18 protein-coding genes are annotated in these 16051 nt (G+C 68.0%); 15 read left to right on the forward strand and 3 right to left on the reverse strand.

Translation table 11 applies throughout. The features are described from left to right. Positions 1 to 45: 45 nt before the first annotated feature. From ACLIME_RS16580 to ACLIME_RS16595, 4 genes are all read left to right on the forward strand, one after another. Positions 46 to 1257 carry an inorganic phosphate transporter gene (locus ACLIME_RS16580; RefSeq protein WP_192004307.1) on the forward strand — a complete coding sequence of 404 codons (1212 nt, stop codon included), beginning with the start codon at positions 46 to 48 and terminating at the stop codon, positions 1255 to 1257. Positions 1258 to 1268: 11 nt separating this feature from the next. Then, on the forward strand, positions 1269 to 1577 hold the full coding sequence (locus ACLIME_RS16585; protein WP_085512127.1) for a hypothetical protein: 309 nt from the start codon (positions 1269 to 1271) through the stop codon (positions 1575 to 1577). A 2-nt stretch (positions 1578 to 1579) separates the two neighbouring features. Further along, a complete protein-coding gene (locus tag ACLIME_RS16590; RefSeq protein ID WP_411557614.1) occupies positions 1580 to 2308 on the forward strand; it encodes a DUF3349 domain-containing protein in 729 nt (242 codons plus the stop codon). Between the two features lie 81 nt (positions 2309 to 2389). Continuing rightward, complete coding sequence (locus ACLIME_RS16595) at positions 2390 to 3256, forward strand: hypothetical protein (protein WP_411557615.1); 867 nt, start codon at positions 2390 to 2392, stop codon at positions 3254 to 3256. 45 nt (positions 3257 to 3301) lie between these two features. Here ACLIME_RS16595 and ACLIME_RS16600 read toward each other — a convergent pair whose 3' ends face one another. Continuing rightward, positions 3302 to 4120, reverse strand: a complete 819-nt coding sequence (locus tag ACLIME_RS16600; protein WP_411557616.1) for a sulfite exporter TauE/SafE family protein — start codon at positions 4118 to 4120, stop codon at positions 3302 to 3304. A 107-nt stretch (positions 4121 to 4227) separates the two neighbouring features. Here ACLIME_RS16600 and ACLIME_RS16605 point away from each other — a divergent pair, with 107 nt between their 5' ends. The 3 genes from ACLIME_RS16605 to ACLIME_RS16615 all read left to right on the forward strand — a co-directional run bounded on the left by ACLIME_RS16605 (position 4228) and on the right by ACLIME_RS16615 (position 5399). After that, positions 4228 to 4509 (forward strand): ArsR/SmtB family transcription factor, encoded by a 282-nt coding sequence (locus tag ACLIME_RS16605; RefSeq protein WP_079704757.1) that lies wholly within the window; start codon positions 4228 to 4230, stop codon positions 4507 to 4509. Positions 4510 to 4622: 113 nt separating this feature from the next. After that, positions 4623 to 4919, forward strand: a complete 297-nt coding sequence (locus ACLIME_RS16610; protein ID WP_411557617.1) for a hypothetical protein — start codon at positions 4623 to 4625, stop codon at positions 4917 to 4919. A 126-nt stretch (positions 4920 to 5045) separates the two neighbouring features. Further along, entirely contained in the window at positions 5046 to 5399 is a 354-nt protein-coding gene (locus ACLIME_RS16615) for a hypothetical protein (protein WP_411557618.1), read from the forward strand. Positions 5400 to 5438: 39 nt separating this feature from the next. Here the strand turns inward: ACLIME_RS16615 and ACLIME_RS16620 are convergent, their stop codons facing one another. Further along, the gene (locus ACLIME_RS16620; RefSeq protein WP_411557619.1) at positions 5439 to 5663 is read right to left on the reverse strand and encodes a hypothetical protein; all 225 of its coding nucleotides are present in this window, start codon (positions 5661 to 5663) and stop codon (positions 5439 to 5441) included. A gap of 299 nt (positions 5664 to 5962) precedes the next feature. Then, on the reverse strand, positions 5963 to 7144 hold the full coding sequence (locus tag ACLIME_RS16625) for an ROK family protein (protein ID WP_411557620.1): 1182 nt from the start codon (positions 7142 to 7144) through the stop codon (positions 5963 to 5965). A gap of 194 nt (positions 7145 to 7338) precedes the next feature. Here ACLIME_RS16625 and ACLIME_RS16630 point away from each other — a divergent pair, with 194 nt between their 5' ends. The 8 genes from ACLIME_RS16630 to ACLIME_RS16665 all read left to right on the forward strand — a co-directional run bounded on the left by ACLIME_RS16630 (position 7339) and on the right by ACLIME_RS16665 (position 15935). After that, on the forward strand, positions 7339 to 8343 hold the full coding sequence (locus ACLIME_RS16630; RefSeq protein WP_411557621.1) for an SIS domain-containing protein: 1005 nt from the start codon (positions 7339 to 7341) through the stop codon (positions 8341 to 8343). Positions 8344 to 8350: 7 nt separating this feature from the next. Continuing rightward, positions 8351 to 9271 carry an ROK family protein gene (locus ACLIME_RS16635; protein WP_411557622.1) on the forward strand — a complete coding sequence of 307 codons (921 nt, stop codon included), beginning with the start codon at positions 8351 to 8353 and terminating at the stop codon, positions 9269 to 9271. A 110-nt stretch (positions 9272 to 9381) separates the two neighbouring features. Further along, complete coding sequence (locus ACLIME_RS16640) at positions 9382 to 10962, forward strand: ABC transporter substrate-binding protein (RefSeq protein WP_411557623.1); 1581 nt, start codon at positions 9382 to 9384, stop codon at positions 10960 to 10962. A gap of 152 nt (positions 10963 to 11114) precedes the next feature. Next, positions 11115 to 12098, forward strand: a complete 984-nt coding sequence (locus tag ACLIME_RS16645; RefSeq protein WP_411557624.1) for an ABC transporter permease — start codon at positions 11115 to 11117, stop codon at positions 12096 to 12098. Continuing rightward, positions 12095 to 12997, forward strand: coding sequence for an ABC transporter permease (locus ACLIME_RS16650; protein ID WP_411557625.1), 903 nt, complete (start codon positions 12095 to 12097; stop codon positions 12995 to 12997). Before ACLIME_RS16645 ends, ACLIME_RS16650 begins: the two co-directional genes overlap by 4 nt. Before the next feature lie 35 nt (positions 12998 to 13032). Beyond that, positions 13033 to 13896, forward strand: coding sequence for an ABC transporter ATP-binding protein (locus tag ACLIME_RS16655; protein WP_411557626.1), 864 nt, complete (start codon positions 13033 to 13035; stop codon positions 13894 to 13896). 31 nt (positions 13897 to 13927) lie between these two features. Then, on the forward strand, positions 13928 to 14752 hold the full coding sequence (locus ACLIME_RS16660) for an ATP-binding cassette domain-containing protein (RefSeq protein ID WP_411557627.1): 825 nt from the start codon (positions 13928 to 13930) through the stop codon (positions 14750 to 14752). 895 nt (positions 14753 to 15647) lie between these two features. Continuing rightward, positions 15648 to 15935, forward strand: coding sequence for a hypothetical protein (locus ACLIME_RS16665; RefSeq protein WP_411557628.1), 288 nt, complete (start codon positions 15648 to 15650; stop codon positions 15933 to 15935). Positions 15936 to 16051 lie beyond the last annotated feature (116 nt).

A 16051-nucleotide genomic window follows, 5' to 3' on the forward strand; every position in this document is an offset into this window, starting at 1 on the left:
GCTCACCCGTTGTCGATCCAGCGATCGAAGAGCAAGCTCGTCGCCGTGGACCCCATTATCCTGCTCTCGCTCGTCGTGATCACGGCACTCGCCTTCGACTTCACCAACGGCTTCCACGACACCGCGAACGCGATGGCGACCTCCATCGCCACCGGTGCGCTGCCGCCGAAGGTCGCGGTCACGCTCTCGGCGGTGCTGAACCTCGTGGGTGCGTTCCTCAGCATCGAAGTCGCGCTCACTGTCACGAACGCGGTTGTGAAGATCCAGGATTCGTCGGGAGCTCCCGATCCCGCGCTCCTCGAGGGAGGCGGCTCGGCGCTCCTGCTGATCGTGCTCGCCGGGCTCATCGGTGGCATCATCTGGAACCTGCTCACCTGGCTGCTCGGTCTTCCGTCGAGCTCGTCGCACGCGCTCTTCGGCGGTCTCATCGGCTCGACGCTCGCGGGCCTCGGCCTGAACGGCGTGAACTGGGCAGGCGACGGCTCGAAGCTCGACGGCGTCGTCGGCAAGGTCATCCTCCCGGCCCTCATGTCGCCCGTGCTCGCCGGCGCGGTGGCTGCGATCGGCACCTGGCTCGTCTTCCGGGTCATCGGCAACCTCGCTCAGGGGCGGCTCCACCGCGGCTTCCGGATCGGGCAGATCGGCAGCGCGTCGCTCGTCTCGCTCGCCCACGGCACGAACGACGCACAGAAGACGATGGGCGTCATCACCCTCGCGCTCATCGCGGCCGGCGGGTGGGACGACACCGAGTCGGTCCCACTCTGGGTGAAGCTCGCTTGTGCCCTCGCGATCTCGCTCGGCACGTACATCGGCGGGTGGCGGATCATCCGCACCGTCGGCAAGGGCATCGTGGAGTTGAACACGCCGCAGGGCATGGCCGCCGAGAGCTCCTCCGCCGCCGTCATCCTCGCCTCGAGCCACCTCGGCTTCGCCCTCAGCACCACGCACGTCGCGACCGGATCGATCCTCGGCTCCGGGGTCGGACGACCGGGTGCGCAGGTGCGCTGGCGGGTGGCCCTGCGGATGGTCGTCGCCTGGATCATCACCCTTCCGGCCGCCGCGCTCATGGGCGCGGTGATGTGGTGGGTCGGTCACCTCGCGGGCGGGGCGATCGGCGGAATCCTCATGGTCGCGATCCTCGTGGGTGTCGCGCTCGCCATCTACCTGCGGTCGCGCCGCGACAGCATCGGATCCCACAACGTGAACGACGACTGGCAGGACGCCCCCGCCCGCTCGTCGCAGAAGACCGCAGCGTAAGGACGTCGGACATGTTCATGCTCTTCCTCGAAGCCGCCGCCCAGGTGGCCGTCATCGCGCTCGTGCTCGGTGCGGGTCTTCCCGCGCTCTTCGCGCTGGGTGTCCGTTCGTTCGCGGTCGCCGGAGGTGCCGGGTCCGACGACCGGAGCGGGTCGGGCACGCCGACGATCCCGTCGGGGCTCCTCCGTGCCATCGGCGTGCTGTGCTTCGCCGTCGTCGTCGCCGCGGTGCTGGTCGGACTCACGATCATCGTGGCCACCGGTCTGGGGCAGGAGGTCAGCTTCGACCACGTGTTCCCGACCTTCACCCCGAAGGACTGAGGATGTCGGACGAGAACGGCGCCGGCGGGACCGGAGCCGACGCGATCCACGAACCGGCCACCGGCAGCGGGTCAGGGGTGGTGGCGCGCGTCGTCGGGTGGCTCCGCGCCGGATACCCATCGGGCGTGCCCGAGCACGACTACGTGCCGTTGCTCGGCATCCTCCGCCGGAGCCTCACGCCCGAGGAGCTGGACGAGGTCGTCGGCGGACTACTCATCGATGCGGAGCAGGCGGAGGCGTCCGGCGAGCCGATCGGTCAGGATCGTCTGCGGGCGCGCGTCGAACAGCTCCTCCTCGGTCCGGCGCTCCCGGAGGACCTCGTCCGCGTCTCCGCCCGGCTCGCGAGCGCGGGGTGGCCGCTCGGCAGCCCGGACGACGTCCGCGCGGCGGCGACTGACCATGACGCCGGTCGGGCTGCGCACGCGACCCTCCTCGAGGAACGCGGAGGGCTGGTCGCCCGCATCGTGCGCTGGCTTCGAGCCGGGTACCCTGCAGGATTCCCCGACCAGGACTTCGTCCCGCTCGTGGCGCTCCTCCGTCGTCGGCTGAGCGACGCCGAGGTGGCCGAGGTGGGTGCGCGCCTCGCGGCGGAGGGCGACACGTCGCTCAGCCGGGTCGACGTCGCAACCGCGATCGCGCGGGTCACCGCGGAGCTGCCGAGCGATGAGGACGTGGAGCGTGTCCGCCGGTCGCTCGCCGAGCACGGGTGGCCGAGCGACTTCGCGGTCTGACGGTCGAGCGGTGGTGCTGACGTGACGACCACTGCATCCTCGCTCGTGGCCGGTGTCGGGGGCCCGTCGTAGGTTCGGCTCGTGCCGGAACGTGTCGAAGCGTGGTGGGCCCGCCGTCAGTGGTCGAAGGGCCTCGAGACGCCGTACCCAGTGGGCGCCTACCGGCAAGCCTGGGCGTCGTTCCCAGCGCTGTGGCGTCAGTACCATGCGGATCTCAACGCCGGGATCGTCCTGAGCCAGGTGCCGCCGGCGGCCGACGTCCTGCTGCAGTGGCAGTGCGACCGGGGGCACCGGTTCGTCGCGACGCCGGGCGAGCAGCGCTCGCGGCCCGGACGCGAGCGTCGCCGCAGCGCGTGGTGCCCGGAGTGTTCCGATGAGGCCGATCCGACGAGGGTCGTCGCGCTGCCGAGGCGGGAGTCGGTGACCGACCCGCTGCCCGCGGTCGCCGGGATCGTCCGGGAGCGTCGCGCACGACCGAAACCGTCGCTGTGCGACAAGACCCCGGACCTGCCGGTGGGGGAGGCCTTCACGTCCGTGTGCGCGCCGAAACCGGCGTCCGCCGTCGAGGCTCAGCTGCGCGCGGACGTCCACGATCGACTCGCGCTGACGGAGGGACTGAACGCGGTGCGAGTGCAGCGTCCGTTCTTCCAGCACCTCGAGGTGTGGCCCGACCTCGTCTACCCGGAACTGCGCGTCGCCATCGAGTACGACAGCATCGGCAGGCACGGTCTCGAGCACGTCGGACGCCGCGAGGAAGTCGACCGACGGAAGGACCGCGCGCTGCGGTCTGCCGGCTGGGAGGTGGTCCGCCTCCGCATCGGGAAGCTCGAGCCCCTCGGCCCCTTCGATCTCCAGCTCTCGTCCTGGAACAGTCGAGCCCTCGGACGCCTGATCGACACGCTCAGGGCCATCCGGGGTCCGTTCATGGTCGACGCGTACCTGCGGTGAACCGCGGAGCGGCGGCGAAGGTTGCCGATGGACCGTGTTCCGTCGTCAGCCGGTGAACTGCACCACGGTGTCCCAGGCCAGCTTCACGATGAGGATGGACAGGGTCAGCAGGAACACGATGCGCACGAAGCCGCTTCCGCGTTTCGTCGCCATACGGGCGCCGATGAACCCTCCGGTGATGTTCATGACGGCCATGGCGAGACCGAGCGCGAGCAGGACCTCGCCATGCACCCCGTACACGACGAGGGCAGCGAGGTTCGTGGTGAGGTTGGCGATCTTCGCGTTCACGCTGGCCTGCAGGAAGCCGTACCCGAGTACGCCGACGATGAGGATGACGAAGAACGAACCCGTTCCCGGTCCGAGGATGCCGTCGTAGAAGCCCACCAGCAGCCCGATCAACGCCGCCCGCCAGGCGACGGCGGTGGCGCGGTCATGGCGGGGTTCGTGGTGCAGGCCCATGGTCGGCTTGAAGAGGGTGTACAGCGCCACAGCGATCACGGCCACGAGCACGATGGGCGTCAACACGTCGCGAGGGACGTACCGCGAGAGGGCGGCACCGACGGTCGACCCGGCGTATGCGCCGGCGACGAGGGGCACCAGGAGCACGAACTGCACCCTGATCTTGCGCAGGTACACCCAGCTCGCCGACAGGGTGCCGAAGAACGATGACAGCTTGTTCGTACCCAGGATGAAGGGGGTCGCGACATCGCTCGGTACGGCGATGACGAGCGCGGGCAGTTGGATCAGTCCGCCGCCACCGACGACCGCGTCGACCCAGCCGGCCACTCCCGCCGCGACGAGGAGGAGGACGAGCGCGGCCACCGAGACGGGGAGCCATTCGGCGATCAGCGGTCCATCGAGCACAGTCGCCCAGCCTAATCGTCAGAGTGATGATCCATCGGGCGGACGTCGAACGGAGCCTTCGAGGATTCAGGCGATCCTGATGCATTCACATCTGCTTATATGTATAGATGAACGAGGATCTCGAACCCGCTGCCGAGTTGTTCAAGGCCCTGTCCTCCTCCTCGCGGTTGCGGTTGCTGCGCATCCTGGCCGCCGGCACGTCCACGGTCGGTCAGCTCGCCGAGCAGAGTCAGTTGTCGCAGCCGTTGGTCTCGCAGCATCTGCGGACGCTGCGATCAGCCGGCCTGGTCTCGGTGCAGCGGATCGGCCGAGAGGCGCACTACGACGTCGCTGACGTGCACGTCTCGCACATCGTCGACGACGCCGTGCAGCACGCACTCGAGGGATAGCGAGAACCACTATCGATTAGCTGCATGTATTGCAATTCGCTTATGAATGAGATGTACTGATGACGCGTCGCCGCCCGTCGCGACACCCGATCCATTCCCCCCGAAAGGCAATCATGAGCACGACTGAGATCCACGCCGAGCACTCCGTCACCGAGCACGAGCACGGTGCCGATTGCGGCCACGAGGCCGTGCAGCACGACGATCACACCGACTACGTGCACGGCACGCACCACCACGCTCTGCACGACGGTCACTACGACGAGCACGAGAGCGTCGCCGAGCACACCGTCGCCGACCACGAGCACGGTGCGGCGTGCGGTCACGACGCCGTCGACCACGACGGTCACGTCGACTACGTTCACGACGGCCACCAGCACGCGGCGCACGGCGAGCACTACGACGAGCACTGATCGCTCGTCGTCGTACGACGCACGAGGGGGCCGGCTTTCGAGTCGGCCCCCTCATGCTGTTGGTGGGCTGGCGTTCGGTCGGTCATCCGTCAGTCGTTGTTCCTCGGTGGCCGTTACGCTCGCTGCATGGAACCGGACTGGATCGAACACCGGCGCTCGGAGGATCGAGAGCGACTGGGGTGGATGAAGCCTGTCGGTGAGGGGTTCGTCGTCATCGATCTCCTGGGCCGTCAGCGAACCGATGCGCTGGACTGGTTCCATGCCGAGGAGGCGCTCGACGAGATCGGCATGGGCTATCTCGCCGACCCGCACGAGCTTCGTCTGGAGGACGGCTCCTGGTTGCGGGTTCGTATCGCCGAGGTCTCGACTGCCGGGATCCGGGTGAAGAAGGATGACTGGGGTGACATGACCGCCGCGCAGCTGTACTACGAGGTCTCCTTCCCCGTGGCCGAGGATCAGCTGCGACCATTGCCGCGCTGACCTCGGGTGTCCTCGCGTCGGGCGGCGCTTCGCCGTGTGTCAGCGTTCGGCGCGCAGGGCCGTCCACATCACGACGAACGCGGCGGCGATGCCGAGCACGCTCCCCGCGAGCCCGACGATCATCGCGGGGTGGCCGGTGTCGGCGAGACCGATGGAGCAGGACACCACTCCGATGCCCGAGGCCATCAAGCCGACGAAGCTGAACGCGGCGAGGATGAAGCGCTTCGTGGTCCGGGTGGGGTCCGGCGCGGGAGGGAGTGACATGGCGTCTTGTTTCCGCCGGTGCTTCCGCCGCGCCGGCTCGTCGGCATCAGCGTAGAGGCGGTCGAGTCGAGATGGTGAGGGGGTTTCCCTGGGTGGTGGACACGCCTTCGCGGTGGGGACGACGGGGCTGACGCCTGGCCGGGCCAGGTGTCGTCACGGCGAGCCGATCTGGAGGAACACCCGGCGGGTGACGCCGGGATGTCCCGGACGAGCCGAGGAGGCGTGTGACACCCGCCGAGCGGAAGGGGCGATCGGTCTCGCTGATCGACACGCTTCGGACGTTGCCTGGCGCCAGAGGATCAGCCGATCGACCAGCGGCTCTCGTACCCAGAAAGCGCGGCGGTCGCGGATGCGCCGAGCATGTGCTCGAGGTGGAGTTCGGCGGCGAGGGCCGCTGCGCCCGCCACGGTCGCGGACGAACCCAGTTCGCCAGAGGTCACGCGGACATCGATCCCCTGATCCTCGAGGAACCGTCTGACGAGGGGGAGGAGGCGAGCGCTGCCACCGATGCCGCCGCCGAGGATGATCAGACTCGGACTCGCGATCGCGACCAGCGCGGCGGCGAGATGCCCGACACCGGCTGCCTCCTCGAGAACCGCCTGCTGAGCAGCGGACAAGCCCGCCTCGGCTCGGCGGAAGACCTCCTCGGAGGAGTCGGCGTCGGCACCGCCCTCCGTGCCACGGGCCTCGTTGTACCGTTCGATGAGTCCGGCCGCACGGAGTTCGTGCTGAGCGTTGCGAGGCGCAGGTCCCGGGGTGAAGAGTCCACTGACCGGGAGCTTGCGCAGTTCGCCGCCCTGGCCGGCGGCGCCGCGCAAGAGGTGCCCGCCGATGATGATGCCGGCTCCGAGGCCCACGCCGACCTGGAGGTAGGCGAGGTCGTGCTCGCCGCGCGCGCCGCCGTGTCGTGCCTCACCGAGGGCGGCGCAGTTGACGTTGTTCTCGGCGTAGACGGGGATCGCCCTCGGCACGCCGATCTGCGCGATGATCTGTGGGAGATCGCCGCCGGGCAGATCTGCGCCCTGCCAGTCCCGTAGTTCCGGCACGGAGCGGGACAGGGCGACACAGACGCTGCGCAACGGCCCGTGGTCGGGTTCGAGCTCCTCGATGAAAGCCCGCACGATCGTGCCGGCGGCGTCACCCAGGATGGCGTTCGCCTGGTTCGGGGCGCCGGCGATCATGTGTTCACGCTCGGCGATGAGGACCCCGGCGAGGGTGCTCGCGGCGACTCGGACGTGCGTCGAGCCCAGGTCGATGCCGAGGAGCCATCCGCTCCGGCGTCCGACGTCGTAGATGACCGCGGCTCGCCCCATCGGGCCCTGCTGGGAGGTGATCTTCTCTGCGAGCCCCGCTGTCTCGAGTTCCTGTACCGCGAGGGACACCGTCTGCTTGGAGAGGTCGGTGAGTGTCCCGAGGGACGGGCGGCTCGCTGCTCCGCCGGCGATCAGCGCGGCGAACACCTTCTTCGCGCTCTCCGACAAGGGGGTCTGTCCGTCGATGATGGCTGCCTTCTGTGTTGGGTTTCTCCGTCGGAAAGCTATCAGACGCCCCATCGACCACATTTTCCGATTCGGTCTTGTGCCCGCGGGGTCGCCTTGCTAGCTTATGACCAACTTAGTTCTTCTACCGACCGAACTAATGGCCCTGTCACCACACGGAAAGACGCACACGACTCATGAAGTTCCCTTCCAAGTTCGAGCACATTCCCGCCACCATCCTGGAGGTCGGCGCCCGGGACGTTCCAGCTGCTGCCCACGAACTCGTCTCCACCGCGGGCTCGCTGCGGATCGTCGCCATGGGCGGCTCGTACAACGCGGCCTGCGCCGCCGTCGAGGCGTTCCTGAGCCGAGGGATCGATGCTCGCGCCGAACTCGCCTCCCACCTCCTGCATGCAGAGAACGAGCCCATCCCGGCCGACGAACTCGTCGTGTTCATCTCCCACAGCGGTACGAGCGTCGAGACGATCCGCGCCGCGCAACGCTTGCGCGACGCCGGTCACACAGCACTCATCTGCATCACGAACGATGTCACCAGCGAGCTCGCGCAGCTCTTCGACGTGGTCATCGACCAGCAGCTCACCGCGGAGACCAAGGTCCCGTTCGGGCCCTGGGTCACGACGTACTTCACGCTCTACAAGCTGGCTCGGGCCGCGGTCGCGCAGGAGCCGGCCGACTGGGCATCCGCAGCACGGGCGATCTCGACGGCGCTCGACGCGCTGCCCAGCATCTCCGCACTCGCCCCTGAGGCGCCCGCGTACATCGAGTTCTTCGGTCGCGGACCGTTCCGTGCGAGCGCCGAGCAGGCGACGCTGATCGTGCGCGAGATCGCCCGCGTCCCCGCCTCCGCATGGGACCCGAGCACCTACCGGCACGGACCGATCGAAGCGGTGAGCTCCTCCCAGCTCTCGATCGTGCTCGCGGCGTCACAGGGTCGCGCCGCGCAGCTGGACCGTTCCTTCGCAGACGCGCTCCGCGGGATCGTCGACAACGTGATCGTCGTCGGCCCCACGGGCGGCGACGTGGAGATCGACACGGACGACGAGCTCGCGGTCCTCGTCAGCATCATCGTCCCCGCGATCCTCGCGTACACCTGGGGTGAGGCCGCCGGCATCCCGATCGGACAGTTCCGGTACACCTCTCACTCGATCACCGACGAGGACAACCTTGTCGCCGAGGTCTGAGCCGCCGGTGCGGACGGTCGGTGTCGACATCGGGGGGACGAAGATCGCCGCCGGTTTCCTCGACGAGACCGGGCGCCCGGTGCTCCTCGGCACCGCACCGACCAGTCCGTACGACGGTGAGGCCAATGTCCGGACGATCGAGCGGCTGATCGACGACCCTCGGGTCGTCGGCGCCGAGGTGCTCGCGGTGTCCGTCGCGACGACGTTCGAGAACGACGGCGCGCTCCGGGATCCGCGCGGATGGTTCGGTTGGAAGGGTCAGGTCCTCGCCGACGTCCTCACGAAGCCGGAACGACAGGCGCTGGTCTTCGCGGACGCAGCGGCCGGTGCCGTGGGGGAGTGCACCCATGGCGCGGGAGCGGGGTACGACCACCTCCTCTACGTGACCGTCGGCACCGGGGTGTCTCACAGCTTCGTCGTGAACGGCGAGCCGCTGCACGGGGCGAGGAACGCGGCCTACTTCAGTGGGTACACGCCGCAGGCGCGCTGTGACCGTCGGCAGTGCGACTTCCCCCACGTCGAAGGCATCTGCTCGGGACCCGGGCTGGCACGCGCGTTCTTCGGACCGGAGGCGCGCGACGCCAGACCCGTGATCGCGGCGGCCACAGCGGGAGACCCCCGCGCCGTCGACGTGGTCGACCACGCAGCCTGGCACCTCGGCGCCCTCATCGCGACCATGGTGTCGATGTACGATCCCTCGGGCGTCGTCATCGGCGGCGGTCTGGGTACGGGTGCCTCGGACTACCGGCAGCAGGCGGTCGAGGTGGCCCGATCGTTGATCACGACCGAGCACGGCAAGGGCGTCCCGGTCGTCCCGGCGTCGCTCGGCGAGATGTCGTGCTGGGTCGGCGCGATCGAGATGGCCGCGATGCAGCACGCCGGCCCGCCGACGCACGCCGACGCCACTCTCGCAGCCACGATCGCCTGACCGGCGCCTGACCGGCGCGCGGCCCGCACGCCACACCCAGTACGACCCGAGCCCCGGGGACCAGGGGCGATCCATCTCCTGCACTGCTTTACACCCGAAGAAGGTCTTGTATGCGCACTCCCAAGAAATGGTTGCTCGCGGTCCTCGCGGCAGTCGCCACTGGCGGCCTCCTGTCGGCCTGTACCGGTCCGGCGGCATCCGGTGGGGATGGTGACGCCGTCTTCGTCGTCGCCATCCCCGCCAACCCGCCGCACTTCAACATGGGCATCACCACCGACGCCGCAGCGACGTTCGTCAGCCGAGCCATCTACAACCCGCTCGTGAACCTCAACAAGGACTACGAACTCGTCCCGTCGCTGGCGGAGTCCTGGTCGGCCAACGCCGACTCGACCGAGTTCACCTTCAACCTCGTCGAAGACGCCACGTGGCACGACGGTGAACCGTTCACCTCCGAGGACGTGAGGTTCTACTTCGACGAGATGATCGGTCTGCACCCGCTCGGCGCGCCGATCGCGGCGATCTACAACGAGACGCTCACACCGGACGAGCACACCGCCGTGGTCCGTCTCACGGCCCCGTTCGCACCGCTTGTCCGCGCGATGACCGCCCACGCCATGCTGCCCGCCCACCTGTATGCGGGCACGGACATGGTCACCAACCCGACCAACCTCGAGCCGGTCGGCACCGGCCCGTACCGGTTCGAGTCGTTCACGAGCGGGGAGTCGGTGACGGTGACCCGCAACGACGACTATTGGGGCGAGCAGGGTGGCGTCGATCGTGTCGTCTACCAGGTGATGCCCGACGCGAACGCCCGAGCCCTGGCCTTCCAGAGCGGCGAGGTGGACCTACCCATCGGGCTGCCGCTCAGCCAGATGACGGACCTCGAGGGCGACGATCGCTTCCAGTTCGAGACCGCTGTGATGGCGGAGCACCTGTACTCGTTCTTCAACACCCGCAACCCGGTCGTCAGCGACCCGGCCGTCCGCGCCGCGCTGTTCCAGGCGATGGATCGCGACGCGCTGGCCGAGAAGGTCTTCCTCGGTACGGGCACGCCGTCCGTCGGGCCCGTTCCGAACCAGGTGACCTGGGCGATCGACCCGAGCGTCGACTACACCGAGGAGTTCCCGTTCGACCTCGACGCCGCAGGCGAGGCACTCGACGCCGCCGGCTACCCGGTCGGCGCCGACGGGAACCGGTTCTCCCTCTCCCTGAGCTACATGAGCAGCAACCCGATCCTCGTCGGCACCGCCGAGCTGATCAAGGCGAACTTCGCCAAGATCGGCGTGCAGCTCGATCTCGTCGGTCAGGAAGTCGCGGTCTACGCGGATTCGGTGTTCGTCAACCATCAGTTCGACCTGACGTTGCTCAACCTCGGAGCCTTCTCCGACCCGAGCCTCGGAGTCGCCAGGGCCTTCGTCTGCAACCCGGAGAACCTCGCGTACCGGAATCCGTCCGGGGTGTGCGACGACCGCATCGACGCCGCGTTCGCCGGTGCTGCCGCGATCGCCGATGAGCAGGCTCGCATCACCGCCTTCGGGGATGCTGCACGGGCCAACGCCGAGGTCCTCGGGACCGCGCCGCTCATCTCGAACAATCAGGTCGAGTCCTACCGTGCCGACAAGTGGGACGGTATCGAAGGCTTCAACAGTCTCGATCGCTGGGACTGGAGTTCGCTCAAGCCCAAGGGCTGAGCGACCGCTCGACTGAACCAGACGGGCGCGGTGGGTGGACACAGCTTGGTGTCCACCTCCCGCCCGCTCCACCCGACATCCGAACTGAGGGAACCGATGCCCCCGCTCGAATCCACCTCCGGCTGCGGCCGACCCGCCCCGAGGAGTCTGACGTGAACATCGCCTGGGCCATGCATGCGCTGAGAGTCCTGCTCTCCTCGCTCCTGTTGATCCTGGTCGTGATCATCATCATGTTCACGCTCCTCGAACTCGCCCCGGGTGATCCGGTGCAGTCCCTCGTGGGACAGGTGCCGGTCAGCGAGGCCTTCCGGGCCGAGATGGCCGCGACCTACGGCCTGGACCGCCCGCTGCCTGAGCGCTTCCTCTCGTACGTCGGGAATCTCCTCACGGGGAACCTCGGCTATTCGTATGCGAACCGTCAGCCGGTGGTGGATCTGATCGTCGCGCGTCTCGGGAACACCCTCGTCCTGACCCTCCCGAGCCTCGTCATCTCCTCGTGCGGAGCGATCGTGCTCGGCGCGTTCGCCGCTCGGACCCGCTCGCGTGCGGCTGACGGAACGGTGTCGTTCCTCGCCGTGGCCGGGTTCTCGCTGCCCGGGTTCTGGCTCGCGCTGTTGCTCATCATGTTCTTCTCCGTGAACCTCGGCTGGCTCCCTGCACAGGGGATGTCGTCGTTCGCCTCATCGGGGATATCCCCCACGCATCTCATCCTCCCGGTGATCGCCCTGTCCGCCTCGGAGCTCGCCTTCAAGACGAGGATCATGCGCTCGACCATGATCGAGGTCCTCGGGCAGGACTACATCGACACGGCTCGGTCGAAAGGCCTCAGTCCCTTCCAGATCCTCCGGAGGCACGGCCTCCTGAACTCGATGCTCCCGATGGTCTCGGTGATCGGGTTCAGCCTCGGGTACACGATCGCCGGTGCGGTCACGATCGAGAAGGTCTTCGGGTGGCCGGGCATGGGATCCCTGCTGTACTCCTCGATCCAGACCGGCGACAACCTGGTGGTGATGGGCATCCTGCTCGTCCTCACCATCACGATCGTCATCGTGAACATCCTGACCGACATCGTCTACGGCCTGGTCGACCCGCGCATCCGTGCGCGGATGCGCACCAGGAGAGGAGCCGACGCATGACCGAGATAGCCGAGTCCACCCCGAGCGCGCCGCGCACGCAGTCCGTGACGACGGCAGCCGCCGGCCCCGGACGCCAGTCGTCGGCCCGAGTGTTCTTCTCCAGCCCGTCCACGATCGTGCTGCTCGCGGTCCTGTTCGCGATGGTCGTGTTCTCCTTCCTCGGGCCACTGGTCAGCCAGAGCCCCTCCGACACCGGGTTCACCGTGCTGAGCCCGCCGAACGGGGCCAACCTCGCCGGCACCGACTCGCTCGGGCGCGACCTGCTCTCCCGACTGATGATCGGTGGTCAGGTCTCCCTCTTCGTGGGTGCGGCGGTCGCCGTCATCTGTCTCACCGTCGCCGTCACGATCGGTGGTCTGGCCGGCTTCTACGGTGGTGTCGCCGATGCCGTGCTCTCACGGGTGTCGGAGTTCTTCCAGGTCATCCCCGGCATCATCCTGGCTCTCGTCGCCGTCGCCATGTTGGGGGCGAGTCTGCCGCTGATCATCGTGATCCTGAGCCTCACGATGTGGCCGGGGGTGGCGAGGATCGTGCGCGCCGAGTGCATGCGGATCGCCGAGCTCGGTTACGTCGAGTCGTCGCGGGCCGCAGGGTTCCGTCCGCTCCGCATCCTGTGGTCGGACGTCCTGCCGAACGCCTTCCCGCCCGTGCTCGTCGCCACGACCATGACCATCGGCCGGGCCATCCTCGCCGAATCCTCGCTCGCCTTCCTGGGCCTCGGCGATGCCAACGCACCCAGCTGGGGTGCACTGCTGTACGAAGCGCAGGCCTACATGCAGTCCGCGTGGTGGTTGACCGTCTTCCCTGGCGTGGCGATCTTCATCGTGGTGCTCGCCGCCAACCTCCTGGGCGACCGTCTGAACGACAGCCTCAACCCGACACTCAGCAGGGTCAAGTGATGCCGCGGAACACGGCCCCCGGACAGGAGAAGACCATGACCGACAACCCATTCGTGGACTCGGGCGACCCGATTCCGCTGCTGCAGGTCGACCGCCTCGGCGTGCGACTCCCGACCGGCAGACGATCCTTCGTGCAGGCCGTGCGGTCCGTCGGGCTCACCGTCCGCGCCGGGGAGCGCGTCGGAATCGTCGGCGAGTCCGGGTCGGGTAAATCGGTGACCGTCAAAGCGATCTCCGGGCTCCTCCCCGAGTCGCCGCTGGTCGGCATCGAGGGCTCGATCCGCCTCGCCGGCCAGGAGTTGGTGGGTGCCGGTCGGGCCGCATGGCAGGACGTCCGGGCGAAGCGGATCGGCATGATCTTCCAAGACCCGTCCAGCTACCTCAACCCGACCATGCGGGTGGGGGCGCAGGTCCGGGAGTCACTGCTCGCCGGTCGGGGGAGTGGTCGCGGCGCGGACGAGACCTATCGGTTCCTGGAGCTCGCGGGTCTGCCGGATGCACGTGAGGTCGCGGAGCGCTACCCGTTCGAACTGAGCGGCGGTATGCGTCAGCGGATCCTGATCGCGATCGCGCTGGCGAAGCAGCCCGAGCTCATCATCGCGGACGAACCGACCACGGCGCTCGACGCGACCGTGCAGCGTCAGGTCCTCAGGTCACTCGACGAGAGTGTGGATGCGCTCGACACGGCGCTCCTGCTCATCACGCACGACCTCGCCGTCGTCGCGGGGCTGTGCGACCGGGTCTACGTCATGTATCGCGGGGAGGTCGTGGAGTCGGGGACGACCGAGCAGATTTTCCTGGAACCGCAGCACGAGTACACCAAGGAACTGCTGCGCTGCGTGCGCAGTTTGTCCGACGACTCGACCGACCTCTACGTCAGCAGCTACGGCGCTCGCTGACCTCCGGCCCATCAATCCAGAAGGACATCCCATGCAACTCGCAGCCAGCAGTGTCTCGAAGACCTTCGGACGATCTCGGGGCGGCCACGCCGGGGCGCGGAAGGCGGTGGACGGGGTGTCCCTGTCGGTCGGTCCCGGTGATTTCACCGCCGTGGTCGGTGAGAGCGGCAGCGGGAAGAGCACGCTCGCAAGGATGCTGCTCGGGCTGATCGCGCCTGACGAGGGCGAGGTGACGTTCGACGGCGTGTCGCTCTCCGCGATGAGCCGCGCTCAACTCCTGCGGTTCCGGCGGTCGGTGCAGTGCGTGCTGCAAGACCCGTCGGCTGCGCTGAACCCGAGGAAGCCGGTTTTCGAGGTGCTCGCGGAAGTGATCCGGTTGCACGGGATCGCCCGCGGACGGGGCGTGCGCGAGAAGGTGTTCGAGGCGCTCGAACTCGTGGACCTGCTGCCGGCGGAGCAGTTCGCGGATCGGTACCCCCACCAGCTGAGCGGCGGCCAGCGTCAGCGGGTGCTCATCGCGCGGGCGGTCATCCTCAACCCGCGGATCATCATCGCCGATGAGGCGGTCTCCGCACTGGACGTGTCGGTGAAGGCCGGCATCCTGAAGCTCCTGAGCAGACTGCAGGACGAGATGGGCCTCGGGTACCTCTTCATCACGCACGACCTTCCCGTCGTCCGCAAGGTGACGAAGGACGTCTTCGTGATGCGGGCCGGTCGTGTGGTCGAGCACGCTTCGAAGGACGAGCTGTTCGCCGGGCCGTCCACGGAGTACGCGCGGGAACTGCTCGCGGCGGCACCCGTGCCGGACCCGTTGCTGGCACGGGCCTGGATCAGGGGTGCCCGAGCGGTGCGCTGAGGTCAGACGATCGCGCTCGTCGCGAACGACCTCGTGTGGTCGGCCGACGCGCGCCTGATCCTGAACGGCGTCGCCCTCGAGTCGCTCCGGCGCGCTCGACGAGGGACACGGAGTCGCCGAAGAACTACTTCTCGACGCTCGTGACGCCTCGGTGAACGGGACTTCGACGACGCGGAGCGGGTCTGTGCAGGTCTTCGTCCAGCCCGAGAACGACCCGTTCGAGGTGTGTCCGGCCTCAGAGCATCAGGTCGAGAGTTGGAGTCTGACCAGGTGATTGGAGCGGATGACGGGAATCGAACCCGCGCTATCAGCTTGGGAAGCTGAAGTTACCAACTGTCGGCTAACTGGGGCTCACTAGAGCGAACTTCCGCGTGATTCCGGGGGAGGGTGAACCGGGATGAGGCGTGGTGTGCTCGATTTCTTGGTGAGAAAAGGGTGAGCGTTCCTCCGTCGAGAGCACGTGAAGGACAGTAGGGCGTGGGGCCGACGACGGTCACGATCCCGGGTCGGCCCAAGATCCAGCACGAAGGTCGCTCGCCGCAGCCTGCCGCCGCGAATGGCGCAGAATGGGTCTCCTTGGACTTCGCGCCGAATGTCTCGTGTGCGAACCGGTTTCTCGATCCGTGCCCTTGGGTGTCGCGTGGCAGTGGGTGGCGAGGCCGTCGACGACTATCGTCACTCATCCCTTCGGCGGGTCTCCGCGCTGGTCGCACACTGTTCCACCGCGGAGAAGGCACCACCCGCATCACAAAAGGCCGAGCGGCACGTCTGCAGCCTGTAGGCGCTTCCCCGCCTGATCGAGTGAATCGCCGAGGGCAGCTTCGTTTCTCGATTCCTTCGGTCACCTGCTCATTCCCCATCTCGGACGAGACTGGAAATCTTGAAAGGACCAACCATGACCCACGCAGCGCAGAAGCGCCCGACCCACCGAGCAGCTTCCCCCCGCGCCGACTATCCGGGCAAGAAGCTCGGTCTCGTCGGTCTCATCCTCGCAATCCTTGTGCCGGTCGTCGGCTTCATCCTCAGCATCGTCGCCCAGAACCAGTCGTTGGCTGCCGGCTACCGGAATCAGCTGGCGACATTCGGTGTCATCATCAGTGCGGTGATCCTCGCGCTCGGCGTCCTCGTATCGCTCCTGTACGTCGGCGTGCTCGGTTCGCTCGGCGCCAGCAGCGGCGACTGATCGCTGCTCTGCGGCAGCTGCAGCATCGACGAAGCGCCGGTCTCGTCCTCGCCGTCGGGACGGGGATGACGGCCGGCACGCGCGGCACCGCTGTGATGTACTCCGCAACGCTTGGT

The sequence above is a fragment of the Plantibacter sp. MPB07 genome, assembly GCF_046619465.1.
GTDB lineage: Bacteria > Actinomycetota > Actinomycetes > Actinomycetales > Microbacteriaceae > Plantibacter > Plantibacter auratus.

Bases quoted from the DNA above. Each gene is read 5' to 3' on its own strand.
- ACLIME_RS16660 (WP_411557627.1), top strand. From the start codon at position 13,928: ATGCAACTCGCAGCCAGCAGTGTCTCGAAGACCTTCGGACGATCTCGG.
- ACLIME_RS16665 (WP_411557628.1), top strand. From the start codon at position 15,648: ATGACCCACGCAGCGCAGAAGCGCCCGACCCACCGAGCAGCTTCCCCC.
- ACLIME_RS16585 (WP_085512127.1), top strand. From the start codon at position 1,269: ATGTTCATGCTCTTCCTCGAAGCCGCCGCCCAGGTGGCCGTCATCGCG.
- ACLIME_RS16605 (WP_079704757.1), top strand. From the start codon at position 4,228: ATGAACGAGGATCTCGAACCCGCTGCCGAGTTGTTCAAGGCCCTGTCC.
- ACLIME_RS16630 (WP_411557621.1), top strand. From the start codon at position 7,339: ATGAAGTTCCCTTCCAAGTTCGAGCACATTCCCGCCACCATCCTGGAG.
- ACLIME_RS16615 (WP_411557618.1), top strand. From the start codon at position 5,046: ATGGAACCGGACTGGATCGAACACCGGCGCTCGGAGGATCGAGAGCGA.
- ACLIME_RS16620 (WP_411557619.1), bottom strand. From the start codon at position 5,663: ATGTCACTCCCTCCCGCGCCGGACCCCACCCGGACCACGAAGCGCTTC.
- ACLIME_RS16640 (WP_411557623.1), top strand. From the start codon at position 9,382: ATGCGCACTCCCAAGAAATGGTTGCTCGCGGTCCTCGCGGCAGTCGCC.
- ACLIME_RS16655 (WP_411557626.1), top strand. From the start codon at position 13,033: ATGACCGACAACCCATTCGTGGACTCGGGCGACCCGATTCCGCTGCTG.
- ACLIME_RS16610 (WP_411557617.1), top strand. From the start codon at position 4,623: ATGAGCACGACTGAGATCCACGCCGAGCACTCCGTCACCGAGCACGAG.
- ACLIME_RS16590 (WP_411557614.1), top strand. From the start codon at position 1,580: ATGTCGGACGAGAACGGCGCCGGCGGGACCGGAGCCGACGCGATCCAC.
- ACLIME_RS16650 (WP_411557625.1), top strand. From the start codon at position 12,095: ATGACCGAGATAGCCGAGTCCACCCCGAGCGCGCCGCGCACGCAGTCC.